Source organism: Streptomyces sp. NPDC047453, assembly GCF_040643155.1.
Lineage (GTDB): Bacteria > Actinomycetota > Actinomycetes > Streptomycetales > Streptomycetaceae > Streptomyces.
Genome location: NZ_JBEYTS010000041.1, coordinates 14,689 through 41,559, shown reverse-complemented (window position 1 = coordinate 41,559; position 26,871 = coordinate 14,689). Strand labels below are relative to the sequence as shown.

At 73.3% G+C, this 26,871-nt stretch carries 25 protein-coding genes and 1 pseudogene; 12 read left to right on the top strand and 14 right to left on the bottom strand.

The features are described from left to right. The first annotated feature begins 311 nt into the window (after positions 1–311). The 5 genes from ABZ818_RS28635 (at position 312) to ABZ818_RS28615 (ending at position 4,613) form a co-directional block, all read left to right on the top strand. On the top strand, positions 312–2,612 hold the full coding sequence (locus tag ABZ818_RS28635) for a heavy metal translocating P-type ATPase (protein WP_361420633.1): 2,301 nt from the start codon (positions 312–314) through the stop codon (positions 2,610–2,612). 130 nt (positions 2,613–2,742) lie between these two features. Beyond that, positions 2,743–3,000, top strand: coding sequence for a DUF1876 domain-containing protein (locus ABZ818_RS28630; RefSeq protein ID WP_361420578.1), 258 nt, complete (start codon positions 2,743–2,745; stop codon positions 2,998–3,000). Positions 3,001–3,170: 170 nt separating this feature from the next. Then, the gene (locus ABZ818_RS28625; protein WP_361420575.1) at positions 3,171–3,455 is read left to right on the top strand and encodes a hypothetical protein; all 285 of its coding nucleotides are present in this window, start codon (positions 3,171–3,173) and stop codon (positions 3,453–3,455) included. Further along, a complete protein-coding gene (locus ABZ818_RS28620; RefSeq protein WP_361420572.1) occupies positions 3,452–3,907 on the top strand; it encodes a cyclic nucleotide-binding domain-containing protein in 456 nt (151 codons plus the stop codon). The genes ABZ818_RS28625 and ABZ818_RS28620 overlap by 4 nt, the downstream gene beginning before the upstream one ends. Before the next feature lie 40 nt (positions 3,908–3,947). Then, complete coding sequence (locus ABZ818_RS28615; protein ID WP_361420569.1) at positions 3,948–4,613, top strand: CBS domain-containing protein; 666 nt, start codon at positions 3,948–3,950, stop codon at positions 4,611–4,613. Positions 4,614–4,970: 357 nt separating this feature from the next. On the opposite strand, the gene ABZ818_RS28610 is transcribed toward ABZ818_RS28615, so the two are convergent. Then, positions 4,971–5,864: a universal stress protein gene (locus ABZ818_RS28610; protein ID WP_361420566.1), complete on the bottom strand. Its 894-nt coding sequence runs from the start codon at positions 5,862–5,864 to the stop codon at positions 4,971–4,973. A 115-nt stretch (positions 5,865–5,979) separates the two neighbouring features. Then, positions 5,980–6,312 (bottom strand): Hsp20 family protein, encoded by a 333-nt coding sequence (locus ABZ818_RS28605; RefSeq protein WP_361420563.1) that lies wholly within the window; start codon positions 6,310–6,312, stop codon positions 5,980–5,982. 97 nt (positions 6,313–6,409) lie between these two features. On the opposite strand from ABZ818_RS28605, the gene ABZ818_RS28600 reads away from it, so the two are divergent. Then, positions 6,410–6,991: a hypothetical protein gene (locus ABZ818_RS28600; RefSeq protein WP_361420560.1), complete on the top strand. Its 582-nt coding sequence runs from the start codon at positions 6,410–6,412 to the stop codon at positions 6,989–6,991. A 3-nt stretch (positions 6,992–6,994) separates the two neighbouring features. Here the strand turns inward: ABZ818_RS28600 and ABZ818_RS28595 are convergent, their stop codons facing one another. Next, on the bottom strand, positions 6,995–8,122 hold the full coding sequence (locus tag ABZ818_RS28595) for a hypothetical protein (RefSeq protein ID WP_361420557.1): 1,128 nt from the start codon (positions 8,120–8,122) through the stop codon (positions 6,995–6,997). 54 nt (positions 8,123–8,176) lie between these two features. Further along, positions 8,177–8,389 (bottom strand): hypothetical protein, encoded by a 213-nt coding sequence (locus tag ABZ818_RS28590; protein ID WP_361420554.1) that lies wholly within the window; start codon positions 8,387–8,389, stop codon positions 8,177–8,179. A 294-nt stretch (positions 8,390–8,683) separates the two neighbouring features. On the opposite strand from ABZ818_RS28590, the gene ABZ818_RS28585 reads away from it, so the two are divergent. Continuing rightward, positions 8,684–9,424 carry a PP2C family serine/threonine-protein phosphatase gene (locus ABZ818_RS28585; protein WP_361420551.1) on the top strand — a complete coding sequence of 247 codons (741 nt, stop codon included), beginning with the start codon at positions 8,684–8,686 and terminating at the stop codon, positions 9,422–9,424. Positions 9,425–9,452: 28 nt separating this feature from the next. Here the strand turns inward: ABZ818_RS28585 and ABZ818_RS28580 are convergent, their stop codons facing one another. Further along, complete coding sequence (locus ABZ818_RS28580) at positions 9,453–10,097, bottom strand: protein-L-isoaspartate(D-aspartate) O-methyltransferase (RefSeq protein WP_361420548.1); 645 nt, start codon at positions 10,095–10,097, stop codon at positions 9,453–9,455. Positions 10,098–10,206: 109 nt separating this feature from the next. On the opposite strand from ABZ818_RS28580, the gene polX reads away from it, so the two are divergent. After that, positions 10,207–11,934: a DNA polymerase/3'-5' exonuclease PolX gene (gene polX, locus ABZ818_RS28575; RefSeq protein ID WP_361420545.1), complete on the top strand. Its 1,728-nt coding sequence runs from the start codon at positions 10,207–10,209 to the stop codon at positions 11,932–11,934. Between the two features lie 120 nt (positions 11,935–12,054). Here the strand turns inward: polX and ABZ818_RS28570 are convergent, their stop codons facing one another. Further along, the gene (locus ABZ818_RS28570) at positions 12,055–12,870 is read right to left on the bottom strand and encodes an SAM-dependent methyltransferase (RefSeq protein WP_361420543.1); all 816 of its coding nucleotides are present in this window, start codon (positions 12,868–12,870) and stop codon (positions 12,055–12,057) included. A 166-nt stretch (positions 12,871–13,036) separates the two neighbouring features. Next, entirely contained in the window at positions 13,037–14,500 is a 1,464-nt protein-coding gene (locus ABZ818_RS28565) for a PucR family transcriptional regulator (RefSeq protein WP_361420540.1), read from the bottom strand. Between the two features lie 157 nt (positions 14,501–14,657). Between ABZ818_RS28565 and ABZ818_RS28560 the strand changes: the two genes are divergently transcribed. The 3 genes from ABZ818_RS28560 (at position 14,658) to ABZ818_RS28550 (ending at position 18,526) form a co-directional block, all read left to right on the top strand. Then, a complete protein-coding gene (locus ABZ818_RS28560; protein WP_361420537.1) occupies positions 14,658–15,815 on the top strand; it encodes a CoA transferase in 1,158 nt (385 codons plus the stop codon). Positions 15,816–15,836: 21 nt separating this feature from the next. After that, entirely contained in the window at positions 15,837–17,027 is a 1,191-nt protein-coding gene (locus ABZ818_RS28555; protein ID WP_361420534.1) for an acyl-CoA dehydrogenase family protein, read from the top strand. Between the two features lie 236 nt (positions 17,028–17,263). Continuing rightward, the gene (locus tag ABZ818_RS28550; RefSeq protein ID WP_361420532.1) at positions 17,264–18,526 is read left to right on the top strand and encodes a MalY/PatB family protein; all 1,263 of its coding nucleotides are present in this window, start codon (positions 17,264–17,266) and stop codon (positions 18,524–18,526) included. A gap of 67 nt (positions 18,527–18,593) precedes the next feature. Here the strand turns inward: ABZ818_RS28550 and ABZ818_RS28545 are convergent, their stop codons facing one another. After that, complete coding sequence (locus ABZ818_RS28545; RefSeq protein WP_361420529.1) at positions 18,594–19,934, bottom strand: MFS transporter; 1,341 nt, start codon at positions 19,932–19,934, stop codon at positions 18,594–18,596. Further along, entirely contained in the window at positions 19,931–20,596 is a 666-nt protein-coding gene (locus tag ABZ818_RS28540) for a helix-turn-helix domain-containing protein (protein WP_361420526.1), read from the bottom strand. The genes ABZ818_RS28545 and ABZ818_RS28540 overlap by 4 nt, the downstream gene beginning before the upstream one ends. 195 nt (positions 20,597–20,791) lie before the next feature. Here ABZ818_RS28540 and solA point away from each other — a divergent pair, with 195 nt between their 5' ends. After that, positions 20,792–21,913 (top strand): N-methyl-L-tryptophan oxidase, encoded by a 1,122-nt coding sequence (solA, locus tag ABZ818_RS28535; protein ID WP_361420523.1) that lies wholly within the window; start codon positions 20,792–20,794, stop codon positions 21,911–21,913. Between the two features lie 687 nt (positions 21,914–22,600). On the opposite strand, the gene ABZ818_RS28530 is transcribed toward solA, so the two are convergent. The 5 genes and pseudogenes from ABZ818_RS28530 to ABZ818_RS28510 form a co-directional block, all read right to left on the bottom strand. Beyond that, on the bottom strand, positions 22,601–24,874 hold the full coding sequence (locus ABZ818_RS28530; RefSeq protein ID WP_361420520.1) for a heavy metal translocating P-type ATPase: 2,274 nt from the start codon (positions 24,872–24,874) through the stop codon (positions 22,601–22,603). 91 nt (positions 24,875–24,965) lie between these two features. Further along, entirely contained in the window at positions 24,966–25,238 is a 273-nt protein-coding gene (locus tag ABZ818_RS28525) for a heavy-metal-associated domain-containing protein (protein ID WP_361420517.1), read from the bottom strand. 341 nt (positions 25,239–25,579) lie between these two features. Continuing rightward, complete coding sequence (locus tag ABZ818_RS28520; protein ID WP_361420514.1) at positions 25,580–26,299, bottom strand: FAD binding domain-containing protein; 720 nt, start codon at positions 26,297–26,299, stop codon at positions 25,580–25,582. A 214-nt stretch (positions 26,300–26,513) separates the two neighbouring features. Further along, entirely contained in the window at positions 26,514–26,669 is a 156-nt protein-coding gene (locus ABZ818_RS28515) for a hypothetical protein (protein WP_361420511.1), read from the bottom strand. A gap of 87 nt (positions 26,670–26,756) precedes the next feature. Continuing rightward, positions 26,757–26,855, bottom strand: a pseudogene (locus tag ABZ818_RS28510) (SDR family oxidoreductase); the annotation flags it as partial. Positions 26,856–26,871 lie beyond the last annotated feature (16 nt).

Below are 26,871 nucleotides of genomic sequence, written 5' to 3'. Positions count from 1 at the left end.
GTCCGGCGCCCCGCGCGGCAGGGTGTGGAGGGGCCCGGACAGTGCCGTTCGGCCCTGGCTGCGGCTGCCGGCCGGGCGGAGACTGGGAGGGACCGACGTACGGGACCGCGCGCGGCCGGGACGTGGCGTCCGGCCTGCGCCCGCAACAGGAGGTACGCCATGACGGGAGCCGTCGCCGGACCCGCCCGCCTCACCGCGTGGGCGGCCACGGTGCTCCCCCGCCGCCCCGCCCCGCTGCCGAGCCACGCGCGGCGGCTCCCGTGAGCGCTCCGGCCGGGAGCCGCGGCACGCCCGGCAGGCCGCTGCGCCGCCTGGCCAGGGCACTGACCCCGACCACCGCCGAGTTCCAGCCCGTGCTCCTGGCCGTCACCGCCGCGGCCCTGATCGCCGGAGGCGTCTCCTGGCTGGCCGGGAACACCGGCCTGGCCGACGTGTGCTGGGGGCTCGGCACCGTCGCCGCCGTCGTGCCCGCGCTGGGCTGGGTGGTGGCCGCGCTCCGCCAGGGCCGTACGGGCGTGGACCTGATCGCGGTTCTGGCGCTCGGCGGCACCCTGGCGGTCGGCGAGTTCCTCGCCGGCGCGCTCATCGCGCTGATGCTCGCCACCGGCCGCGCCCTGGAGGCCGCGGCCGAGCGACGTGCCTCCCACGACCTGGTCGCCCTGCTGGAGCACGCGCCGCGCACGGCCCGCCGCCGTACCGGCACCGTCGTCCGCACGGTGCCGCTGGCCGAGGTCGGTGTGGGCGACCTGCTGGTGGTGGGTCCGGGCGAGGTCGTCCCCGTGGACGGCAGGGTGGTGGACGCCCTGGCCGTGCTCGACGAGTCGGTGCTCACCGGGGAGGCCACGCCCGTCGAGCGGGCGCGGGGCCAGGGGGTGCGCAGCGGTGTGGTCAACGCCGGCGACGCCTTCGAGCTGCGGGCCGCGGCGACCGAGCAGGACAGCACGTACGCCGAGATCGTACGGCTGGCCCGGCAGGCGGGCGCCGAGTCGGCCCCCCTGGTCCGCCTGGCCGACCGCTACGCGGCCTGGTTCCTGCCGCTGTCCGTGGCGACCGCCGGTCTGGCCTGGCTGCTCAGCGGGTCCGCGGTGCGCGCGGTGGCGGTCCTCGTGGTCGCCACGCCGTGCCCTCTGCTGCTCGCCGCTCCGGTCGCGATCGTCTCCGGTCTGTCCCGGGCCTCCCGGCTCGGCGTGGTGGTCCGTGACGGCGGCGCCCTGGAGAACCTCGGACGGGCCCGTACGCTGCTGCTCGACAAGACCGGCACGCTCACCGGCGGCCGGCCGCGCGTGGTCGACGTGACCTCGGCGCCCGGCTGGAAGCCCGCCGACGTGCTGCACCTGGCGGCGACCCTCGACCAGTACTCTCCGCACGTCCTGGCGCGGGCCATCGTCGACGCGGCGCACGAACGCGGGCTGGACCCGGGCGTGGCGCTGGAGGTGTCGGAGGAGGCCGGCCGGGGGATCTCCGGCGTCGTCGGCGGGCGCGGGGCGACCATCGGCCGGCTGCCCGCCGGTACGGAGGCTCCCGCGTGGGCCCGGGCGGTGGAGAACCGGGCGATGCTGGACGGCGCCGCGGTGGCCTGGCTCACGGTCGAGGCCCGGCCCGTCGGTGCCGTGCTCCTGCGCGATCCGGTGCGGCACGACGCCCCCCGGACGCTGCGCCGGCTGCGTACGGCGGGCATCGAACGGATCGTCATGCTCACCGGGGACCGGCCCGAGCCCGCCCGGGAGGTCGCCGCCGTCCTCGGACTCGACGGCGTGCGCGCCGAGCTCTCCCCGGTCGGCAAGGTGGCCGCGGTCCGCGCGGAGCAGGAGCGCGCGGTCACCGTGATGGTGGGGGACGGCGTCAACGACGCACCGGCGCTCGCCGCCGCGGACGTCGGTGTGGCGATGGGAGCGCGCGGATCCACCGCCTCCTCCGAGGCCGCCGACATCGTCCTGACCACCGACCGCCTGGACCGGCTGGCCGACGCGGCCGCGGTCGCGGTGCGCGCACGGCGCATCGCGGTGCAGAGTGCACTCGGGGGCATGCTGATGTCCCTGGCCGCCATGGCCGCGGCCGCCTTCGGACTGCTGCCGCCCGCGGTGGGCGCGCTGCTCCAGGAGGGGATCGACGTCGTGGTGATCCTCAACGCGCTGCGCGCCCTGCGCACGGACCGCGCGGCCCAGCCGGCGCTCGAACCCTCCACTCAGGCCCTCATCCAGCGCTTCGCCGCCGAGCACGACGACCTTCAGGACGTCCTGGAGGCGGTGCGCTCGGCCGCGGCCCGGCTCGCCGTACGCCCCGGCCCGGACGCTCTGGCGTCGGTGCGTGAAGTGCACCGGCTGCTCACCGAACGGCTGCTGCCCCACGAGTACGCCGAGGAGCACCAGCTCTACCCGGCGCTGATGCCCGCACTCGGCGGCCCCGAGGCGACCGCCACCATGAGCCGGGCGCACGCCGAGATCGAGCGGCTCTCCCGGCGCATCGCCACGCACCTCTCGCTGGACGGCACCGAGGGCACCCTCGCACCCGAGCAGTCCGAGGACCTGCTCGCCTGCCTCTACGGCCTGCACACCGTGCTGCGCCTGCACTTCGCGCAGGAGGAGGAGAACTACTTCTCGCTCGCCCCGTGAACCCCGGCCCCGGCCCCGGCTGCCGTCCGGCGGCCGGGGGGCCTTTCGGCTCTGGCGCGGCCGCCGGCGTGCGCGCAAGGTGAGAAGTGGCGGGACAGCCACGTACGGAACTCGCACGGAAGTGGTCACGATGGAAGCCAAGCAGTGGACCGTGCAGATCTACATCACCGAGGACGGCGACGACACCCACGCACGTGCCGTCCTCAGCACCCGCGACACGTCGACGGTCACCGGTCGGGGCATGGCCCGGCGCAACCCCATCGACCGTCCCATTCCCGAGATCGGGGACGAACTCGCCGTCAGCAGGGCCCTGGAGGACCTCGCGATCCGGCTGCACGACGTGGCCTCCGACGACATCGTCGAGCTGGCCGGTCCCGCGCCCGCCTGACGGACGTACTCGCGGCGTGCGGCGACGGCTCGCCGGGCGCCATTTTGGGGCCGAAGGGCCCTCTGGCGGGCCCGAGCGGCCCGTGGTGGCGCGGGCCGTACGGGAACAGGCTGGATACAGCAGCGCAGCGGCATACCGGAGCGGGACGACCGGCATACCGGAGGGGGACGATGACGGACAGCCCCACCACCGCGGGCCTGGTCAGGAGCGGACTCGACGCCCTGTTCAGGCCCCTCGGCGGGCCCGGTCGCACGGTCGCCGGACCCACCGGGCGCGACCGCGGCCCGGTCCGGGAGTCGGCCCGTGGCCGCGTGGACCGACTGGGCCGCGCGGACCGCGGACGGTGCGCCACGCGGTACGCGGTCGGTGCCGGCCGCACCGGGGACGCCGCGGCGCCGCACGACGAACTCGCCGACCGAGCGAGGCGGCAGGAACGAGAGGAGCCGGAGCGATGACCTCCACCACCACCCGGGCCGCGGCCCTTCCGGCCGAGCACCGTGCGCGGCTCATGCGGTTCGCCCGCGAGACCTCCTTCGACATGGGCGCCCGTCTGTTCCAGGAGGGGCGGCACGCCGACCGGTTCTGGATCATCCGGACCGGCACCGTCGCCCTCGACCTGCACGTCCCGGGCCGGAGCGCCGCCGTCATCGAGTCGCTGGGCCACGGCGAACTGGTGGGCTGGTCCTGGCACTTCCCGCCCCATGTGTGGCAGCTGGGCGCCGAGGCCACGAGCCCGGTGCGGGCCTACGAGTTCGACGCCGAGGCCGTGCGCAAGCTGTGCGGGGAGGATCCCGAGTTCGGTCGCGCCGTCGCCGCCTGGGTCGGCGGTGTGGTCGCCCACCGGCTGCAGGCTGCCCGCATCCGGCTGCTCGACCTGTACGCCCCCTACGGCAGCGGGGGCCGGTGAACCCGCCCGCACCCGCATCCGACGTCCCGAGGAGGAGACCGTGCACGGCAGCCCGCACATCGTGAGCGACGTCATGACGCACACCGTCGTGGCCGTCGGTCGTGACGCCCCGTTCAAGGAGATGATCAACCTCATGGCGCAGTGGAAGGTCAGTGCCCTTCCGGTGCTGGAGGGCGAGGGACGCGTGATCGGTGTCGTGTCCGAGGCCGACCTGCTGCCCAAGGAGGAGTTCCGCGACAGCGACCCCGACCGGTTCACCCAGCTGCGCCGGCTGCCCGACCTGGCCAAGGCGGGCGCGGTGACGGCCGGGGAGCTGATGACGACTCCGGCGGTCACCGTGCACTCCGACGCCACGCTCGCCGAGGCCGCGCGCATCATGGCCCAGCGCCGGGTCAAGCGGCTGCCCGTCGTCAACGGCGAGGGGATGCTGGAGGGCATGGTCAGCCGGGGCGACCTGCTGAAGGTGTTCCTGCGGTCGGACGACGACCTCGCCGAGGAGGTCCGCCGGGAGATCGTCTCCTACCTCTTCCCCGCCCCGCTCGAACCGATCCACATCGGCGTCCGCGACGGCGTGGTCACGCTCACCGGCCGGATCCGGGACAGCTCGCTGGTGCCCGTGGCCGCCCGCCTGGTACGAGCCGTCGAGGGAGTCGTCGACGTCGAGTGCGACCTCACGAGCGGCTCGGCGCTGACCGAACCGCGCTGAGCGCATCGCGCCGGTGCCGTCGCCTCCTCGGCGGCGGCCGGTGCAGCTGGTGCTGTGACCGGAAAGGTTTGCCGGGAAGCTCGCGGCGTCCGGTGCTGGGGGTACCTCCCACGCCGTTCAGGCAGTGGGGGAGCATCGCAAGGCGGAGCATCACCCGCGTACTGGATGTACTCGGGTGATGCGACAACGCGGCGTGGGAGTACCCCCGGCCGAAGGCTGAGGGAGTGCCGTGCCGGGCGTCGCGAGCCGGTGAACCTTTCCGGTCGCAGCACCAGCGGGCCGTGGGGTCGCGGCCACGGCCCCACGGCCCGCGGGATCACATCGGTCGTGCAGGTCGTACTGGTCGTCCCGGTCCGGTCAGTCGTGGGGTACGAGCACGACCGGGCGCGTGACGTGGTGGACGAGGGCGTGCGCGACGGGACCCGCGTGCGCGATCACGGGGTACTTCCTGCGGCGGCCCACCACCAGCAGGCCCGACCCGCTCACGGCGCGCGGCAGAACGTGGGCGGGGCGCCCCTCGTGCAGGGTCTCGGCCACGTACACGGCAGGGAACTTCTGCCGCCAGGGCTCCAGCAGCGCGGCGAGTTCCCGCTCCGCCTCCTGCCGGAGCGATCCCCGGGTCCGCGCGTCCGGCAGCCCGTGGGTGAGCGGCACGTGCCAGGCGTGCACCACGCGCAGGGGCGCCCTGCGCAGTTCGGCGGCGCGGAAGGCGAAGTCCAGCAGGTCGTCGCAGGGGCCGTCGGTGTCGACGGCGACCGCCACGTCACGGTGCGCGGTCCGCGTCGAGGGACGTCCGGCGACGTCCGGCAGATGTTCGCTCTCCGCGGTCTCGCCCGCTCGTACGAGGACGACGGGCCGCTCGGCGTGCACGGCGGTCGCCATGGCCACCGAGCCCAGGACGAAGCCCCCGACCGCGCCGAGCCCCTGGCTGCCGATGACCAGCAGTTCGGCGTCCTCCGCCTCGTCGAGCAGCGCGGGACCCGGCTGCCGGTGCACCTGCTCGCCGGACAGGTCCAGCCGCGGGTACGACTCGGTGAGCTGGGCGACCGTGTCCCGCAGCATCCGCCGCGCGCGGGACTGCGGCACCCGCACCTCGGGCAGGTCCGCTCTCCCTGCGGTGTCGGGCAGGCCCTCCCAGGCGTGCACCAGCCGGAGCGGCAGCCCTCGCCGGAGGGCTTCCCTGGCCGCCCAGTGGGCCGCGGCGAAGCTCTCGCGCGAGCCGTCCAGGCCGGCCACGACGGGTCTCAGCATGACGGTCACCTTCCCTGTCCCCGGCGCTTGTCCCCCTTCTTCCCCGTTCTCCCCCGCGGGTGCGCGGTCGGCGCCACACCGGCCGCGCACCGCGGGTGCGGCAGATCGCCCCTGCTCAGACGTGCCGCACCTGGATGGTCCTGGTACCCGTCTTCTCCTCCGGGACCGGGACCTTGATGGTCAGGACGCCGTCCTCGTACTCCGCGTGCTCCGCGCCCGCCTCGTCGCCCCGGGCCCCGGCCGGAAGCCGGACCGAGCGGACGAGCGTGCGCAGCGGAGCTCCGTGCGGTGCTTCTCCTCCAGTCTCGCGCGTTCGAGCCGCGGCGGCGCTGGGCCGACCGGCCCGGTAGGTGGCGGACGGTGGGCCCGAGGTCCCGCCCCGCCAGGGACGAACGGCCGGTGTGACCGCGTCGGGCGGCCCCAGGACGGCGGCCCGCGAGGCTGTCACGCTGGGGTGGAGGAAGCCGCGCGGGCGACCGTCCGCTCGGCGCGTCGGGGGTGGCCGGAGAGCCCGGGGGGTGGTCGAAGGACCGAAGGGAGCAGCGATGAGGGCGAACAAACCCGTCCGGCGTCCGCTGTGGCGGTGGCGGAGCAACCCGATGCGCCGTCGCGAGGACGTGCTCGAGGGCTGGGTCCTGCTGGCCACGTGGGCCGTCATCGCGGTGGGGGCTCCCCTTGCGGGCGTGGTCGTCGGACAGGCGACGGCGGACGGCCTCGCCCGGCAGCAGGTGGAGCGGCACCCGGCCACCGCCGTCCTGGTCCACTCGGCGCGGCCCGGCGGCGACAGCGTGACGACGCCGGACGACCGGGTCGTGGGGACCGTCCGCTGGACGGCTCCGGACGGTACCCGGCACGAGGACCGGACCCTCGTCGCGCCCACCCTCGCGGCGGGCGACCGGATCGGGGTGTGGACCGATCGGCACCACCGGGTCACACCCCCGCCCCTGACCCCGTCCGAGGCCGCGTCGCAGGCGGCCGCCACGGGCGCGTTGGTGTCGCTCGCCCTCGCTGGTGCCGCCGGCGGCGGATGCTGTGGGGTCCGCGCCGCGCTCGACCGGTGCCGCGCCCGCGCCTGGGAAGCCGAATGGCGCAAGGTCGGACCGCAGTGGGGCCGCGCGGCACGCTGACGATCACGGCCGTCGCGCCCCCGGTGCGCCCGGGTCGTTCCGGGGCAGCGGATAGCGCAGCAGGACGCCGACGCCCTCGTGCAGCCGCAACTCCCGCTCCGGCACCAGGACCAGTTCCGCCTTCGTGCCGACCAGCGCCCGGGTCAGTGCGGCGTCGGCGCGCTCCTCGCGCACGTCCTGTACGCCGTAGGAGCGCAACTCCTCTTCGGTGAGGGCGAGTTCGCCTGATTCCGGGCCGACCCACAAGCGCAGCGGCGATTCGGGGTGGTTGTTGAGGAGCAGGGCCTTGACCCGGCCCCGTTGCAGGGCCGACACCGCGGCGGAAAGCCCCTCGGCCGTCGCTCCGCCGTGCGCCCGCTGGGCCAGGAAGGCGTCCAGCAGGCCCCGGTCGTGCGCGGCCATGCGTCCGCTGAAGAGTCCTTCGAGCCGCTGCTCCAGCAAGGCCCGCCCCGGCACCCACTCGCCCGCGCCCTCCACCGTGGTGACGTGTCCGCGCAGGGGCGGGGGAAGCCGGTTGACGAGGATGCCGCGGGCCCAGACGTCTCCCGCGACGACCACCGCCTCGCAGTCGGTGCGCCGTGCGTGGCCCTCCAGCTCCCGGCCGATCACCTGGGCCGCCCGCGGCCAGTCGCCCACCGGGATCTCCTCGTGCAGTCGGTGACCGGGCGCGACCTTGGTCAGGGGCCAGGTGCCGGCCTCGGCGTCGACGCGTACGGTGCCGGTCGCGTCCGTGGAGTGGCGTCCGCCGTAGCGGACGTGCACCGCCAGGTACGGAATCCCGGGCGCGTGCTGGACGATCAGCGGCATGGTGTCCGGCAGCGTTCCGAAGTGCGCCGTGTCCCGCGTGGGCGGGAGCGGCAGCTCGTCCAGCAGGGCCGCGCGGCCGCGCGCGGTGAACACCGCCTGTCCGTGCGGGCCGGGTACCTCCGTGTCGCTGCCCACCAGGTCGGCCACCGCGGTGATGGTGCTCCGGTCCGCCCCCTCGGACATCAGGGCGTCCCGCAGATGCCGCCACCGCAGTGCTATGGCCGTGTCGGGGTCCGCGACGGCGCTGTCTCGGGAGGTGTCCAGATACACCGACGCGAACGGACCGGACTGCTTGTACAGAGGTTCGAGAAAGGAAAGTCTCATGGTCGCTCCCGACTGCCCCGTCGCCCCGCGCCCGCCCGTGCGGACGACGCGGGTCTACAGTCCCTGGGCGAGCAGGAGCTCGTGGGCGAGGCGCGCTCCCTGGGCCGCCTCCCCGGGCGGGGTGTCCTGTGACGGGATGTTCTCCAGACCGCGGGCGAGCGCCCGTACGGCCTCCGCCAGCGTCGCCGTCTGTGCTTCCAGCCGACTCAGCCGGGCCTCCAGCTCGGGCACGGCACTGGCTGCTGCGGCTGTGTGATTCTGCGTCATGTCCCGGGTCCTCACGGGTGCGGCAGGCCGGGGTCGGTGTCGGGCTTGGGCCGCGGAGCGGCAGGCCGGGCCTCTTCGCCGACGGCCCGACGTTCGAAGTCGCTCACGGCAACCTCCTGGCAAGCTCCCGGCCGGCTCGCCAGTCACCCACCTGGTCAGTCTCGCACCGATCCGACCGGCCCGCCGCCCCGCACAGGGGACCGGGCTGCCCGGGCTGCACCGCCCGGCGGACCACACGACAATGGTCTCGGCGCACGATCCGCCCCGACGCGCAGGGGAAGGCGGTGACCTGTGATGACGTACGTCGCTGTGAGTGCGCTGAGCCATCCCGGACTGGTCCGCGAGCACAACGAGGACAGCCTGGTCGCCGGGCCGTGGACCCTGTGCTCCACGGTGACCGAGAATCCGCAGACGCTGGTGTTCCCCCTCGGGACGCCGCTCGTCGTCGCGGTCGCCGACGGGATCGGCGGCCAGCCCGGCGGTCATGTGGCCAGTGCCCTGGTGGTCCGGCAGCTGGCTCTGGCCGGGCCCGGCCTGAGCGACGAGGACGACGTCCGCGAGGTCCTGCACGCCTGCAACCGCCGGGTGTACGCGGCCGCGGAAGGCGACGGACCGGCCACGATGGGCACCACCGTCGCGGGCGCCGTCGTACTGCCCGGGTCGCTGCTGGCGTTCAACGTGGGCGACAGCCGGATCTTCGCCGCACCCCGGGACGGGCTGCTCCAGGTCAGCGTGGACGACAATCCGCCGACCCCGCCGGGGCAGCGCACGACGTCGCTCCTGACCCAGGCCCTGGGCGGCGGCCGGAAGTACCACGCGGTCACCCCCCATGTGAGGGCCTGTCCCCTCGCCGCGGGCGACCGGTACCTGATCTGCACCGACGGCCTGACCGACCCGGTGCCGAACGACGTCCTGGACGACCTGCTGCGGGAGTTCGACGACGGCCGGGCGGCCTTCGAACTGTGGAAAGCCGCCATCGAAGCCGGCGGGCCCGACAACATCACGCTCGCCGTGGTGCGGGTGGTGGAGCAGTGACCTCCCGTCGGCCCCGCGGTCCGAGGGCTCAGGAGGAGAAGCCGTACCGCCCTCGCAGGCGTACGAAGCACGCGGGCGTGAGTGTCCGCCACGGCTCCAGTCCCCGCTCGGTCCGCAGGAAGGAGACGACCTGCTCCCGGCCGCCGGGCCCGATGGGCTGCACGAGGCGGCCGCCCGGACGCAGCTGCGCGGCCAGCGGCGCCGGTACCTCCGGGAAGGCGGCGGACACGACGACCGCGTCGTAGGGAGCGCGGTCCGGCACCCCGCCGCTGCCGTCCCCGACGCGCAGTTCGATGTTCCGCAGGCCCTGAGCGGCGAGGTTGCGCCGTGCCCGCTCCGCGATGTCCGGCCGCATCTCGACGGTCACGACGTCGGCGGCCAGTGCGGCGAGCAGCGCGGTCTGGAAACCGAGTCCCGTACCGATCTCCAGGACGTGCTCGTCCCCGCTCAGGCCGAGGCCGTCGATCATCATGGCGGAGAGCGAGGGCTGGGTGGTCACCTGTCCGTGGCCGATCGGAAGCGGCACGTCGCGGTAGGCGTCCGCGCAATGGGCGGCGGGCACGAACGCCGCCCGGGGCGTCGCGCGCACCGCCCGGAGCAGCCGCTCGTCACCGACTCCGGCCGCGCGAACGGCCCGCACGAGAGCCTCGGCCGGCTGGGCGGCTTCGGACATGGCGCTTCTTTCCCTGCGGGGCCGGAGGGTGAGCATGCCGTCGGGCTCGCCCCCTGCAGTCATCGTCGCACCTGGCCCGCCGGACGGGTCGTTTCCTAGACTGTGAGACGTGGTTCGGGCCAACGAGGAGGTCGAGGCGCTCCTCCAGGAGTACGCGGACCTCATCGCCATCACCGGAGGCGACGCGTTCAAGGCGCGCGCCTACGAGAAGGCCGCCCGCGCGATCGGCGGCCACCCCGCCGACGTCTCCCACCTCGATGTCGCGGGTCTGAAGGAGATCCCGGGCGTGGGCAGGTCGATCGCCGAGAAGGTCGTCGAGTACCTCCGCACCGGCAACGTCACGGTGGTGGAGGAGACGCGGGCCAGGATTCCGGCGGGGGTACGGCAGTTGATCACCATCCCCACCCTCGGGCCCAAGAAGGCGATGGCCCTCTACGAGGACCTGCACATCTCCTCGGTGGCCGAGCTGGCCGACGCGATCAAGGCGGAGAAGCTGCGCGACCTGAAGGGCTTCGGGAAGAGGACCGAGGAGAACATCCTGCACGGCATCGCCCTGATGCAGCAGGCCGGGGAGCGGATCCTGCTGGGCACCGCCATGGAGTCCGCCGAGGACGTCGTCGCCGAACTCTCCCGGATCGCCGGGTGCGCGCAGTGCGCGTACGCGGGGTCGCTGCGCCGCATGAGGGAGACCATCGGGGACATCGACGTCCTCGTCGCCGCCGACCGGTCGGCGCCCTTCATGGGCGCGCTCACCGAACTGCCCTCCACCGCCGAGGTCATCGCACACGGCGCGAAGAAGACCTCGATCCGTACCGTCACGGGTGTCCAGGTCGACCTGCGCGTGGTGCGACCGGACTCCTGGGGTGCCGGGATGCAGTACTTCACCGGCTCCAAGGCGCACAACATCCGCACCCGGACGATCGCCGTCCACCTGGGGTTGAAGCTCTCCGAGTACGGCCTGTTCGACGCCGAGAACGGAGAGCGGGTCGCCTCCCGCTCGGAGGACGAGGTGTACGCGAGGCTCGGCCTGCCGTGGATCCCGCCCACGCTGCGCGAGGACCGGGGCGAGATCGAGGCCGGCCTGCGCGGTGAGCTGCCCGAGGTGGTGACGGAGGACGACGTCCGGGGTGATCTGCACACCCACACCGACCTCACCGACGGTCTCGCCCCGCTGGAGGAGATGGTGGCCGCGGCCGCCGACCGGGGCTACGCGTACTACGCGGTGACCGACCACGCGCCCGGCCTCGCCATGCAGCGCATGACCGAGGAGAAGGTCCTCGCCCAGCGCGAGCGGGTGCGGTCACTGGACGGCCGGCACCACGGGATGCGGCTGCTGCACGGCACCGAACTCAACATCGGCCCGGACGGGGACGTGGACTGGCCCGGCGAGTTCCTCGCGGGCTTCGACATCTGCGTGGCCTCGGTGCACTCCCACTTCGGCCTCGGCCGCGAGGCGATGACCCGGCGGCTCGTGCGCGCCTGCGAGAACCCCCACGTCCATGTCATCGGCCACCCCACCACCCGTCTGATCGGCAGGCGGCCGGGCATCGACGCCGACCTCGACGAGGTCTTCGCCGCCTGCGCCCGCACCGGCACGGCCCTGGAGATCAACGCCCAGCCGGACCGCCTCGACCTGGGCGACGAGGACATCCTGCGGGCCAGGAGCCACGGCGCGAAGTTCGCCGTCGACTCCGACGCCCACTCCCTCCTCCACCTCGCCTACCTGCGCTACGGAATCGGCACGGCCCAGCGCGGATGGCTGACCCCGGACGATGTGATCAACACCTGGCCGCTGCGGCGACTGCGCCGCTTCCTGCGCAAGGACCGGGCCGCCTGACGGGCACACCCGTGCCGGCGCTCCGGGCCCTGGTCGCCCCGGGCGGCCCAACGGCAGCGGCCGTGACCGAACCGCCGGTGCGGTGCTCCGGTCACGGCCGCGGGACGGCTCGTACGGGTGTCACGGCTTGCGCGCGAGGCCCCCGTGCTCGGCGACGGGCGCCGCGGCGGGGGCTTCGGGGTCCGGACGCCAGTGCGGAACCGAGACGACCCCGGGCTCCACGAGCTCCAGTCCGTCGAAGAACGCCGTGATCTGGTCGACGGTGCGCAGGTTGTACGGGATGGCGCCGCTCTTGTTGTAGCCCTCCTGGGCCTCTTCGAAGTCCGGGTCGGTGCCCAGGGACCCGTCGTTGATGGAGAGGTAGCTGCCGGACGGCAGTGCGTCCAGCAGCCGGGAGACGATGGAGCGCGCCTGGTCGTAATCGGCAACGTGACCAAGGATGTTGCTGAGGATGAGGCCGATGGGACGGCTGAAGTCCAGCGTGTCGGCGGCGGCCGCGAGGATGCGGTCCGGGTCCAGCACGTTGGCGTCGACGTAGGCGGTCGCCCCCTCCGGAGTGGAGTAGAGCAGGGCGCGGGCGTGGGCCAGGACCATCGGGTCGTTGTCGACGTAGACGATCCGGGCCTCGGGGGCGATGCGCTGGGCGACCTCGTGCGTGTTGTCGGCCGTCGGCAGGCCGGTGCCGATGTCCAGGAACTGCCGGATGCCCGCCTCGGCGACCAGGTAGGTGATGTTGCGGCGCAGGAAGCCGCGGCTGCTGCGGGCGATGGTGACGATGCCGGGGAAGACGGCGGTGTAGGCGTCGCCGGCCTCCTCGTCGACGGCGTAGTTGTCCTTGCCACCCAGCCAGTAGTTCCAGATCCGAGCCGAGTGCGGCACCGTCGTGTCTATCTTCTGGTGCGCCGCTGGGTCGGGGCTCGTCGCGGGGTGGGTCATGGGTACCGTCCGTTCTCCGTCGCGCGGGTTGTCCAACGACAAACTACGTTCCGAAGGCCCTGCTGTGCACGCCAGTTCGCGTTTCCGTCAGTGGTTTTCCCGAAAGATCGCGACCTCGGCACCAGGCGGGCACCCGTGACCGCGCCCGGCGCGCCCCGGCCCTCCCCTACACCATCCCCCGGCGGCGCAGAAGCAGCCACAGTTCCGCGGTGACGTCCGGGTCGGTGAGATCCACGCCGAGCAGCGTCTGGCAGCGCGAGACGCGGTGCCGGAGCGTGTTGCGGTGGACGCCGAGCGCGCGGGAGGCCGCCTCCCACTGGCCGTGATGGCGCAGGTAGCCGACGAGGGCCTGGCGCAGGACATCGGTCAGCCGGTCGCAGGCGGCGGCCATGCGCGCGACCGGATCATCGCCGTACGGCCTCGCCGACGGGTGGGCGAGCAGCCGGGTTCCCGGGGCGAGGTCCGCCAGCGTCGCGGCGGCGACCGCGCGGACGGCCGGTGCCCGCCCGACCGGGACCACCTCCGTCAGGACGGCCGCGGCGTCGGCGTCCGCCCGCCGTACCGCGTCCTCCAGGCACGCGGTCGGGGGATGGTCCGCGGGGACCAGGAACCAGGCCGCCCGGTCGTCCGTCCGGACGGCGATCGCCTCCGGGCACCAGCGGCGGACCACTCCGGTGAGGATGTCGCTCGCCCGGCCCCTCACCACCAGGACGCGGACGTGGTCCGGCGGGCTCGGTGCCCGCACCGCGCCCGCGAGCCGCCGCGCGGCGTCCAGGTGCCCGAAGCCGACCAGCAGTCCGACGCAGCGCTGCCCTTCGTCGGCCACGGATTCGGCGCGCGAACCGCGCACCGCGTCCAGGCTCAGCAACGCCGACGCCGTCAGCACGGCTCTGCGCCTCGTGGGATCCAGCGGCGTCGAGGTGCCGACCGCGAGGAACCCCGCGGCGCGCTCGTGCCCGGCCAGCGGGAACACGATCACCGCTCCCGACCCGGTGGCGAACGAGGCGGCGGAGTGCGCTCCGGCGCCCTCCAGCCGGACGATCTCCCCGCGTACCCGCTCGGCCTGCTCGGCGGCTCCTGCGGGGAAGACCTGGTCCACCTCGCCCGCCGGTGTGTAGGCCGCCGCCCAGGCGTCGAGCGACCGGCCGAGGGTGCGCAGGACCGTGGCGACCGGATCGGCGGACGCGGCCGCGTCGACGAGCGCCCGTTGCGTCGCCAGGACGTCCTTGAGGTGCTGCTCGGCCGTGCGGGAGACGGCGGCCCAGTAGGCCTTCGTGATGCGCAGGAACGGCGTGGGGGGCGGGACGGTGAGCAGGCACAGCCCCAGCTTCCGGCAGGCCGCCAGGAGCGGCGCCGGAACCTCCGCGTGCACCGGGCCGAGGCCGAGGGCCAGCGCGGTCAGTTCCGCCTCGACCAGGCGGCCGACGTACCGTTCGCAGCCGAGCTTGTTCCGGGGCAGGGAAAGGCCCGTCGTCAGCAGCAGTTCTCCGCCGCTGAGATAGCCGGTCGGATCGAGCAGTTCGCTGATGTGCACGGCCGACACCTCCCGCCCCGAGGCGGCGAACCCCTCGGCCGGCGTGAGATCCGTACCGAGCACCCGGCACAGCGAGGTCACCGTCGGAACCGTCACGGGTGCTCCTGCGCGAGATCCGTCACGAGTACTCCTGTGCGATCTGTCCAATGCGGGCTCTGCGAAGTGCATTTTATCCAATGAGAGATCCGCGCCTTCTCCGTACGGTCGTCCCGTCCCGAACGGTCGTCCCGTCCCGAACGAACGGAGAATGGTCATGCCCGTCGATCCGCCCGCGGCGCCGCTCGACGGCCTGCTCGTCGCGGACTTCAGCCGCGTCCTGGCCGGCCCGCTGGCCTCGGTGATGCTGGCGGACCTGGGGGCCACCGTCATCAAGGTGGAGCGCCCGGGCTCCGGCGACGACACCCGCGCCTGGGGTCCGCCGTGGACGGACGACTCCAGCAGCTACTTCGAGTGCGCCAACCGCTCGAAGCGGTCCGTGACCCTCGACCTGTCCGACCCGGAGGACCTCCGGCTGGCCCGGACGCTGGCCACGCGGGCCGACGTCCTGGTGGAGAACTTCAAGGACGGCGCACTCGCCGCACGAGGACTCGACTACGCATCCGTCCGCCGCACGAACCCGGGCGTCGTGTACTGCTCGGTGACCGGCTTCGGCCGCCACGGCGGCGCGGCACTGGCGGGCTACGACTTCCTCGTCCAGGCGCTGGGCGGCCTGATGAGCATCACCGGCGACCCCGGCGGCGACCCGCAGAAGGTGGGCGTGGCCCTGGTCGACGTACTGACCGCCAAGGACGCGGCCATCGGCATCCTGGCGGCGCTGCGGGCCCGCGAGCAGGGCGGGCAGGGCCAGCGGGTCGAGGTCAACCTCCTGTCCAGCCTGCTGGGTTCGCTGGCGAACCAGGCCTCGGCGTACCTGGCCACCGGCCGCGCCCCGGGACGGATGGGCAACGCGCACCCGTCCATCGCCCCGTACGAGACGCTGCGCTGCGCGGACGGCCTGCTGGCCATGGCGTGCGGGAACGACGGGCAGTTCCGCCGGCTGGCCGAGGTGCTGCACGCGCCGGACCTGGCCGACGACGAACGCTTCGCGACCAACCCGGCCCGGGTGCGCAACCGCCGCGAACTCGTCCGGGCGCTCGAGGAACACCTGGCGCGCGACACGGTCGAGACCTGGATCGAGCGGTGCACCGCGGTCGGTGTTCCGGCCGGAAGGGTCGGCACCATCGCCGACGGCATCGCCCTGGCCGAGTCGCTCGGCCTCGAACCGACCGTCCGGGTCGGCCCCTCGTCTCCGCCTCAGATCCGGCACCCGGTCACGTACTCGGCCACCCCGGTCACCGGCTACCGGCCACCGCCCCGTCTCGGCGAGCACAGCGACGACGTACGCCGCTGGCTCACCGACCCCACCCACTGATCCGCCACAGGAGAAGACTCCATGAACGCACCGGCCGAACTGCCCCCGCTCGACCCCCGCGACCCCGCCGGACTGCACGACCTGCTCACCCCGGAGGAGAAGGCGGTGGCCGCCTCGGTGCGCCAGCTCTGCGGCCAGCACGTCGACCCGTTCGTGGCGGACTGGTTCGAGCAGGGCACCATCCCCGACATCCGCGGCCTGGCCAAGGAACTCGGCGCGCTGGGCGTGCTCGGCATGCACCTGGAGGGCTACGGCTGTGCGGGCATGTCGGCCACCGAGTACGGCGTGGCCTGCCTCGAACTGGAGGCCTCCGACTCCGGCATCCGCTCGCTGGTCTCCGTGCAGGGCTCGCTGGCGATGTTCGCCATCTGGAAGTGGGGCACCGAGGAGCAGAAGCGGCAGTGGCTGCCGTCCATGGCCGCCGGTGAGGCGATCGGCTGCTTCGGCCTCACCGAGCCCGACGCCGGCTCCGACCCCGGCAGTATGCGCACCCGGGCGCGGCGCGACGGTGACGACTGGATCCTCGACGGCCGCAAGATGTGGATCACCAACGGCAGCGTGGCCGACGTGGCCGTGGTCTGGGCCCGGACCGACGAGGGGGTGCGCGGCTTCGTGGTGCCCACCGACACCCCGGGCTTCTCCGCCCCGGAGATCAAGCACAAGCTGTCCCTGCGCGCCTCGGTCACCAGCGAGCTGGTCCTGGACGGGGTGCGCCTTCCCGCGGACGCCGTGCTCCCCGAGGTCCGCGGTCTGAAGGGCCCGCTCAGCTGCCTCAACGAGGCCCGCTACGGCATCGTCTGGGGAGCGATGGGCGCGGCCCGGTCGTCGCTGTACGCCGCCCAGTCCTACGCGGTGGAGCGGACCCAGTTCGGCAAGCCGATCGGGGCGTTCCAGCTGACCCAGCAGAAGCTGGCCGACATGCACCTCGAGTACACCAAGGGCGTGCTCCTGGCGCTGCACCTGGGCCGGCGCAAGGACGCCGGCACGCTCCGGCCCGAGCAGGTGAGCCTGGGCAAGCTCAACAACGCCCGCGAGGCACTGGACATCTGCCGCACCGCCCGCACGGTCCTCGGGGCGAACGGCATCTCCCTGGAGTATCCCGTCATCCGGCACATGAACAACCTGGAGTCGGTGCTGACCTACGAGGGCACCGTCGAGATGCACGCGCTCGTGGTCGGGCAGGCGGTCACGGGACACGCGGCGTTCCGGTGAGCGAGGGCGGGGGACGGGGGCGGGGGCGGTCTTTCAGCCCGCGTCCGGCCGTACGACCCGCCGGGGCCCGCCCCACCGGCGACCGGTCCGGCAGCCACCCGCGCGGTTCCGCGCGACGGAGGGGGCCGGCCGCCTCGGTGACCTGCTGACCCGCACGTGGGGGCCGGGGTACCGTCCAGCGAGACGACCACACCGCACCGCCGAGGCCCGGTCCGCCCGGGCGAGGGGAGCACCGCATGAGCGAGTCCACCCACCAGGCAGCCGCCGAGCCCGACGACGGCGGCCGGACCGATCCGCTCGTCCAGCTGTCCCTGGAGCAGTTGCGGCAGCGCTCCAGCATGAAGTGGCGCGCGCACCCGGAGGACGTCCTGCCGCTGTGGGTGGCGGAGATGGACGTCCCCCTGGCACCCGCCGTCGCCGACGCCCTGCACCGGGCCGTTGCGCTGGGAGACACCGGATACCCCCACGGCACCGGCTACGCCGAGGCCCTCGCCGCCTTCGCCGCCACGCGCTGGGGGTGGGACGGCCTGCGCGTGGAGAACACGGGCCTCGTGCCCGACGTGATGCTGGGCATCGTCGAGGTCCTCCGTCTGATCACCGGCCCCGGCGACGCGATCGTCGTCTGCTCGCCCGTCTACCCCCCGTTCTACGCGTTCGTCACGCACGACGGCCGGGAGGTCGTCGAGGCCCGTCTCGGCCCCGACCTGAGGATCGACCTCGCCGGCCTCGAGGACGCCTTCATACGCGCACGGCGCCACGGCCGCCGCGCGGCGTTCCTGATGAGCAACCCGCACAACCCGACCGGTGTCGTCCACACCCGCGCGGAACTCGAGGCGATCGCCGCGCTCGCCCGCCGACACGGTGTCCGGGTGGTCTCCGACGAGATCCACGCCCCGCTGGCGCTGCCCGGCGCCGTCTTCACACCCTTCCTCAGCGTTCCCGGATCGGAGGACGGCTTCGCGCTGACCTCCGCGTCCAAGGCATGGAACCTGGCCGGTCTCAAGGCCGCCGTGGCCATCGCCGGCACCGAGGCCGCGGACGACCTGCGCCGGATGCCCGAAGAGGTCGGCCACGGCCCCAGCCATCTGGGCATCCTCGCCCACACGGCGGCGTTCCGCGACGCGGCCGACTGGCTCGACGAACTGCTGCTCGGGCTCGACGCCAACCGGAGCCTGCTGGGCGAACTGGTGAAGGAGCACCTCCCGGACGTGGGGTACGTCCCGCCGCAGGGCACCTACCTCGCCTGGCTGGACTGTACCGGGCTGGGACTGCACGACGACGGTCCCACCGACGGACCCGGCATCGTGAGCGACCTCGCCGGACCGGCGAAGCTGTTCCTGGACGAAGCTCGCGTCGCCCTCAGCTCCGGACACGTCTTCGGCAGCGGCGGCGCGGGATGCGTACGCCTCAACTTCGCGACCTCACCGGCGATCCTGCGTGAAGCGCTCACGCGCATGGGCCGCGCGGTCGCCGGCCTCGGGCAGGCACCCCGCCCCTGACGCTCGGGGCGGGCCCCGACGGACGCGTCGAGTCGGCCGGCCACGCGGCCCTCGACGCGTCCGGACGTCACGCCCCAGCACTCGTACCAGCCGGCTCGGCCTCCTCCCCGGATCGCCGCTCCGGGGCGCGGCGCCCGTCCGGGCGGTCCATCTCTCGCCATTCCGGCCGCAGTCCGGTCAGGCTCGTGGTGAGGAAGTACGCGGCCCCGCCGGCGAGCAGCACCGGTACGAGTCCGGCGGAGGCCACCGCCGCCCCCGCGACCAGTCCGCCGAGGGGGATACCGGCGTAGCCCAGGGAATTACTGAGCGCCTTGACCCGGCCCAGCATCCGGCGCGGGACCCGTTCGAAGAAGACGGCTCCCAGCACCGGGTTGACGAAGCCCGCGCCGAACCCACTGAGGGCGAACACGGCCAGCACCGCCGCCAACGGCGCGTCGGAGGCGAGGATCAGGAATCTCGGCGCGCCCGCCAGCAGGAACCCGGTGAAGAACACCAGTCGGCGCCGCAACCGCCGCGCGGCCACCGAGGCGATCAGGCTCCCGAGGACGGCCGCGCCTCCCATGACGCTGCCCACCAGGCCGATCACACCCGGCCCGTTGCCGGACTCCTTCGCCCAGACGGGTACGAGCACCGAGGTGAACGCCGCGTCCAGCAGATTGGTGACAGCGACCATGACGATGACGCTCAGCAGCAGCAACTCGCCGCGCAGGAAGGTGAAGCCCTCCGCGAACCTCCGCCAGTAGCCCGGTTCGGCCGCCCCGGCGGCCTGCGACGGCGGCTCCTCTGCGGCACGCCCCATGCCGGGCGGCAGCGACAGCCCGATGATCACCGATCCGAGGGCGAAGCAGCCGGCGTTGACGACCAGTCCGGTCAGGGGGCCGAGCAGCCCCACGAGCGCGCCGCCGGCCGCCAGGCCCAGGGTGGAGGCGAGCCGTTCGGTCACACCGGCCAGACCGGTGGCCCGCTCCAGTGGCACCCGGCCGCGCTCGGCCGCCTCGGGGACCATCACCTCCTTGGCCAGGTCGCCGGGTCCCCGGGCCGCGCCGATCAGCGCGACCAGGGCCAGCAGGAGCGGAAAGGACAGCACGTCCAGGGTGTGGAACAGGGGAACCGCGGCGGCCGCGGCCGCGCTCGCCAGATCGGTGGTCCAGGAAACGGCCCGCGGGCCGATCCGGTCCACCAGCGGTCCGGTGAAGGCCTTGACCAGCACGTAGGGGGTCATCTCGCAGAAGGCGGCGAGTCCGGTCTGGGTGGCACTGCCGGTTGTGACGAGGACGAACCAGGGCAGTGCCACAACGGAGACCCGGGTACCGGTCAGCGACACGGCCATGGCCGCCAGCACCCCGACGAGCGGCCGTAAGGACCTCTTCGTGGGTATGCCGCCGGCCTCCGAGGCGTCGTGGGTCATGACGTCGGGCTTCCTTCCGCTTCCTGAGGGCCGGAAGGGGGCGACGACGCGGCAGGCGCATCCAGTTCGGGCAGGATCTGTGTGATCACGGCTACCCGTTCGGCTCCCTCGGGGGCACTTGCCGCCGTCTCCGGAGCGTCTCGTCGGTAGCGCGCGATGACTTCCGTCAACTCCCGGTACAGGGCGGCGGCTTCCTCGGGCGTGAGCCGCAGGGCCCAGTCGCTCATGTCGAAGGTGTTCCGCCATGCGCGGGGCATCGTCTGAAGCCCGTTCAGGGTCTGCTGACTGCGCAGGGTGTAGATGGCGGCGACAGACTGCTGGTAGGCCAGTGCGGCCTCGGGCTCACGCTCGGCCAGTTCCCGGTCGTTGAACCAGGTCGTCCGGTGCACCGAACGCCACCAGCGCTCGCGCGCGTTGCCGCGTTCGGAGTCCTCCTCGACGAAGCCGGCCGCGGCGAGCTGCCGGAGGTGGTAGCTGGCCGTACCGGAATTCACGCCCAGCCGCTCCGCCAGGCGGGTGGCCGTCGACGGGCCGTACTTCCGCAGCAGCCCGACCACCTGCACACGCACCGGATGCGCCAGGGCACGCAGCCCCTTGGCATCCAGAACCACCTCGTCCGCTTCGATGTGCGGCCCCTCCGGGCCCGCTCCTGTTCCGGTCATGCCACGCACGGTAGACCACAAACAGTTCTTCGCAAAGACCTCTTCGCGAAGAACTGTTTGCGACTACAGCTGAGATGCGAGCGGCGGGCCACCAACCCATTGCCCCTTGTGGATGCGATGTATACGGTGTGTTCACTACATCCAAGAGGCGCGAGGAACACGGACGGCCGCGGTGGCACACACGAAAGGGGCCCCATGCACGCTTCCGGCACAGCCGACCACTATGACGTCCTCGTCGTCGGCGGGGGTGCCGCCGGCTCCGCCGCCGCCTGGCAGCTGACGAAGCGCGGCCACCGCGTCTGCCTGCTGGAGCGGTTCGCACCCGGCCATCGGGCCGGCAGCTCGCACGGCAGGTCGCGGCTGCTGCGGCTGACCTACACGGATCCCCTGTACGTGCGCATGGCTACCGAGGCGCTGAGCATGTGGCACCGGCTCGAGTCCGAGAGCGACAGCGATCTGATCTCCACCGTGGGGGCCGTGGACGGCGGCCGCGCGGAGCGCCTGGAGCAGGCCGCCGCCGCGCTGACCGGTGCGGGAGCCGACTTCGAGGTGCTCACCGAGCACCAGGCGCGGTCGCGCTGGCCGCAGCTCGCCCTCCCGGGTGACGTGCTGTTCCACCCGGACGCCGCCCGCGTCGATCCCGACGCGACACTCCCGGCGCTCCAGGGCCTTGCCGCCCGTTCCGGCTGCCGGATCCTGTACCACACACCGGTGACCGCGCTGGAGACCCACGCGGACGGAGTCCGTGCCCGCACGCCCGCGGGCACGTTCACCGCACCGGTCGCGGTCGTCACCGTCGGCCCGTGGACGAGCCGGCTGCTCGACGGTCTCGTCACACTGCCGGAGCTGACGGTGACTCAAGAGCAGGTCTTCCACCTGCCGCGGCGCGATCCGGACGCCGCCTGGCCCGCCTTCAGCTTTCAGCACGAGGACGGAGGCATCGTCTACGGCATGCCCACGGCCGACGAGGGCGTCAAGGTCGCCGAACACCTCGGCGGGCGGGTCGTGGACCCGGAGACCCGGGACGGGATCGTGGACGCCGCCGCCCGCGGCCGGGTCCTGGCGTTCGCGGCGGAGCGGCTGCCCGGTCTGGAACCGGTCGTCTCCACGGAGACGACCTGCCTCTACACCAGCACGGCCGACGAGGACTTCCTGCTGGACCGGGTGGGCCCGCTGGTCGTCGGCACGGCCTGCTCCGGGCACGGCTTCAAGTTCACGCCGCTGCTGGGCCGTATGCTCGCCGACCTCGCGGAGGGCGGCACCGAGCCCCACCCGCGCTTCCGGCTCCCCTCCCCCGCACCGGCCGACCGCGCCTGACCGTCACGAGGAGCCGGAGGCGGGCCACCGGCCCCCGGCTCCTGGCGAGTTGCGAGTTGCGACTTGCGACTTGCGACCGCGTACGGCGTCAGGAGGGCCGCGAGTCGTCCCGGATCAGCTCTTGCCGAGGAGCTTGTTCATCTCCTCGATCTCGGTGTTCTGCGCGGTCATGATGTCGTCGGCCGTCTTCCTGGCCGGCGCGTAACGGCCGTTGGCCTTCTCGGTCGTGGCCATGCGTAGGCGTGACGAGCACCGACCGCTGCCGCACAGCCCGGCGCGAGGGTGTGCATGCCCAACAGCCCGGCCAGCAGGCCGAGCACGAGCAGCGCCCGCCACCGCCCCACCGACGGTCACTCACGGCGCTGTTGTGCACGGGTTGTCACGTCACTCACCCTACGGACACCCCGCAGCCGCACTGAGGCGGCCGTGCTCCCGAGGGCTCCGTCCGGCCGATGTGCGCGGTCAGGGCCTGAAGCAGGGCCACAGCGGCCATACGCGTCACCGGATGGGCAACTCCCTTGCGAAGCACGGCCCATGAAGCCGACGGAGCGGACGGGGCCGGCGGATGCGTCATCATCGGATCCCTTCGATCGATGAGGGGTGAGCCGAGGGCGCCCGCCGCCCCTGGAGGAACGGCGGAGGCCCTGCCGCGATGCCCGCGCACCGCTCACGGCTCCCGGCGGGAGGTCAGTGGCCGACGGCCCGGAAACGGCGCAGGCGCAGGCTGTTGCCGACCACGAAGACCGAGGAGAAGGCCATCGCCGCGCCCGCGATCATCGGGTTGAGCAGTCCGGCCGCGGCCAGCGGAAGCGCGGCGACGTTGTAGGCGAAGGCCCAGAAGAGGTTGGAGCGGATGGTACCCAGCGTCCTGCGGGCGAGCCGTATGGCGTCGGCCGCGACCCGGAGGTCCCCGCGGACCAGGGTCAGGTCGCCGGCCTCGATCGCGGCGTCCGTTCCGGTGCCCATCGCCAGGCCCAGATCGGCCTGGGCGAGCGCCGCCGCGTCGTTGACGCCGTCACCGACCATGGCGACCGAACGCCCCTCGCTCTGAAGGCGCTTGACGACGTCGACCTTGTCCTGCGGCAGGACCTCGGCGATGACGTGCTCGGGTGCGATGCCCGTCTCCGCCGCGACGGCCTCGGCGACGGCCCGGTTGTCGCCGGTGAGCAGCATGGGGGTCAGGCCGAGGGCACGCAGCCGGCGGATGGCCTCGGGGCTGGTCTCCTTGACCGCGTCGGCGACTTCGAGTACGGCTCGCGCCTCGCCGTCCCAGGCGACCGCGACGGCCGTACGACCGGCCGCCTCGGCGGCCTCCTTGGCCCGCCGCAGGTCGTCGGGCAGGGACATCGCCCACTCGGCCAGCAACTGCTCGCGCCCGACGAGGACGGCGTGGCCCTCGACGACTCCCTGGACACCGAGTCCGGCGATGTTGGCGAAGTCCTCCGGGACCGGCAGGGTGCCCACGCGGTTCGCGGCTCCGGTGGCGACCGCCTGGGCGATCGGGTGCTCGGAGGAATGTTCCAGGGCGCCGGCGAGCCGCAGGACGTCCGTCTCGTCGGTGCCGTCGGCCGGGTGCACGGCCAGCAGGGTCATGCGGCCGGTGGTGATGGTGCCGGTCTTGTCCAGGACGACGGTGTCGACTTTGCGTGTGCTCTCCAGGACCTCGGGGCCCTTGATGAGGATGCCCAGTTGCGCGCCGCGCCCGGTGCCGACCATGAGGGCGGTCGGTGTGGCGAGCCCCAGGGCGCACGGGCAGGCGATGATCAGGACGGCGACCGCGGCGGTGAAGGCGGCGGTCAGTCCCGCGCCGTCGACGAGCCAGAAGCCGAGTGTGGCCAGGGCCAGTGCGATGACGACGGGAACGAAGACTCCGGAGATCCTGTCGGCGAGCCGCTGCGCCGCGGCCTTGCCGTTCTGGGCGTCCTCCACCAGCTTGGCCATCCGGGCGAGTTGGGTGTCGGAACCGACCCGGGTGGCCTCGACGACCAGCCGCCCGCCCGCGTTCAGGGTGGCACCGGTGACGGCGTCCCCGACGGTGACCTCGACCGGGACGGACTCGCCGGTGAGCATCGAGGCGTCCACGGCGGAGGCGCCCTCGACGACGGTGCCGTCGGTGGCGATCTTCTCGCCGGGGCGGACGAGGAAGCGGTCGCCGACCTTCAACTCCGCTACGGGTATGCGTTCTTCACGCTCGCCGCGGAGAACGGTGACTTCCTTCGCGCCCAGTTCCAGCAGGGCCCTGAGCGCCGCGCCGGCCTTGCGCTTCGACCGGGCTTCGAAGTAGCGGCCGGCGAGGATGAACGCGGTCACGCCGGCCGCGGCCTCCAGGTAGATGTTCCCGGCGCCGTCGCTGCGGGCGATGGTCAGCTCGAAGGGGTGGGTCATGCCGGGCATGCCGGCGGTGCCGAAGAACAGCGCCCACACCGACCACAGGAACGCGGCCGAGGTGCCGACGGAGATCAGGGTGTCCATGGTCGCCGCACCATGGCGGGCGTTGGTCCAGGCGGCCTTGTGGAACGGCCAGGCGGCGTACGTCACCACGGGCGCCGCCAGGGTCAGGGACAGCCACTGCCAGTACTCGAACTGGAGCGGCGGGATCATCGCCATCGCGATCACCGGCACGGCGAGCACGATCGCGGTTGTCAACCGTTGCCGGAGCGGCTGGAGTTCGTCGGGGCCCTCCCCCGCCGGGCCTGCCGAGCGGTCGGCCCGCTCCGGCTCGGCACGCAGGGGCTCGGGTTCGCGCGCGGTGTAACCGGTGGCCTCGACCGTGGCGATCAGGTCGGTCACGGCGACGTCCTCGCGGAAGGTGACTTTCGCCTTCTCGGTGGCGTAGTTGACGGTCGCCTCGACGCCGTCCATGCGGTTGAGCTTCTTCTCGATGCGGGCGGCGCACGAGGCGCAGGTCATGCCGCCGATGGCCAGTTCTACCTCGGCGGCACCGGACGTGGTGGTGGTCATGTCTGTTCCTCGCAGCTCACGATCACGGCGGGTGTGGATGGCGGGTGGGGCGGGGGCGGCGGCTGGGACGCCCCCGCCCGGTGACGTGCGGTCAGGTGTCGGCGCGGCCGGCGTAGTCGTAGCCGGCCTCGTCCACGGTCTCGGCGAACAGCGACTCGAACGCCGCGTCAGGGGCGGCGGGGGTCGTCACCGTGACGAGTCCCGTGCCGATCTCGACCTCGACGGCGATGACGTCGTCGAGCGCGCCCACGGCCTTGGCGACGACGCCCTGGCAGTGGGCGCTGCCGACCCCGTCCACCTTGTAGACGGTCTTGATCCGGGCGTCGGTGTGGCAGCTTCCCTCGGGCGTGCAGCAGCCGGACATCGTTTCCTCCTCGTCTCATCGGATACCCCAGGGGGGTACCTGGCATGGATACATGTATACCCCCCACCCGTATTCGACGCAAGCGCTCATCCCTCTTGAATCGATACCCCATGGGGGTATCTGACGTGCGTCGAGCCACCTATGAACATCAGCAGGCGAGCCCGACGACAGGGCGCGGCGACAGGGTGCGGTGAAAGCGCGGTAGGAGAAGGAGACGGTGAGGCACCAGGCCCGTCCGCCCCGGGAGTGGACGTGGCCGTCCGGCGCGGGAATGGACGTGGACGTCCGGCGCACCCCCGCCGGACGGCCGGGGCCGGGCGGCGGGCCGCCTACTCAGTCACTCAGCGCGCGCCGCGCCCGCCCAGAAGGCCGGCGATCTGTGAGCGGACGACTTCCCACGAGGCGGCGGGCAGCTCACCGAGGGCCGTCGCGCGCAACCCGCTCAGAACCTCTTCCACGTCGGTGACGCGCAGGGCACTTCCGCTGAGCACCTCATAGCCGTCGCGGACGGCGACCCGCAGCCGGTCGCCCTCGTCGTCGGCGTGCACCGCCGAGGCGACCACGAGGGGCGGCGGTCCGCCGGCCTCGCCATCCAGCTTGCGGTAGGCACAGGCGACCGGCTCGCGCCAACGGAGGCTGAGCAGGACGGGCCGCTTGGCCACCACCTCGGACAGATCCGCCTCACGGACGCCCTCGGGCTCCAGCACCATGGCCCGGGCGTCCAGGACGAGCGCGGCGGGCAGCAGGCAGCGCAACGTGCTGCCGACGAGGTTGCCGCCGACCGTCGCCGTCCTCCGCACTGCCCCGGTGCCCACCGTGGCGGCCGCCAGCCGCAGCACGTCGGGAACCCGCTCGTCGATCCGGTTCAGGACCACGGCGCCGCCCAGGGTCCGCCGCCCCACGACGTTGGCCTCCGGCAATTCGCGCAGGGACATGGCCAGTTCGGGGAATCCGTCGCGCTGCCAGGTGGCCCAGACAAGGGTCGCCCCGCCGATCGGGACGGCGCCCTCGGCCAGGCACTTCCGTGCTTCGGACACGGACGTGGGCAGACGCAACAGCACAGCGACCGACCTGCCTTCCTGGGACGCCGGACGAAGGCGGTGGGCAGTGCCGAGGCTCCCTGCCCGTCGGCAGGCAGTCTTACCGCCCGGGCGGGGGCGCGCACAGGGCTCACACGAGCACGCGCGCACCGGCAGCCGAGCCGCGCAGCGCATCCGCCCCACACCCACCGCCTTTTGCCGCGATCGATGGGCGCACGATGTGCAACTCGCCCCCTCAGCCCTCCACACCACCGCCGAAACCCTCACCCGCTACCTCGGCGCCGACACCTGGCAGGTCGACGAGCTGATCACCGGCGGCATCGTCAACCTCGAAGGCCCCCACGACCGCCAGATCGGCATGCGCCTGATCGGCGACGGCAGGAACATCCATCTGTGGGCCCCCGGCGGCACCCAGCCCACGCTGACCTTGAGAAGCGGCTCCGGCCGGTTTCGGGTCAGCGGCGAAGACCGCGTGGCGTCAGCGCATGCCGCCGGAGACGGGGATGGTGCCCCCGGTGATCCAGCGCGCGTCATTGGACGCCAGGAAGGCCACGAGCGTGCCGCAGTCGTCGGCGGTGCCCGTACGGCCCCGC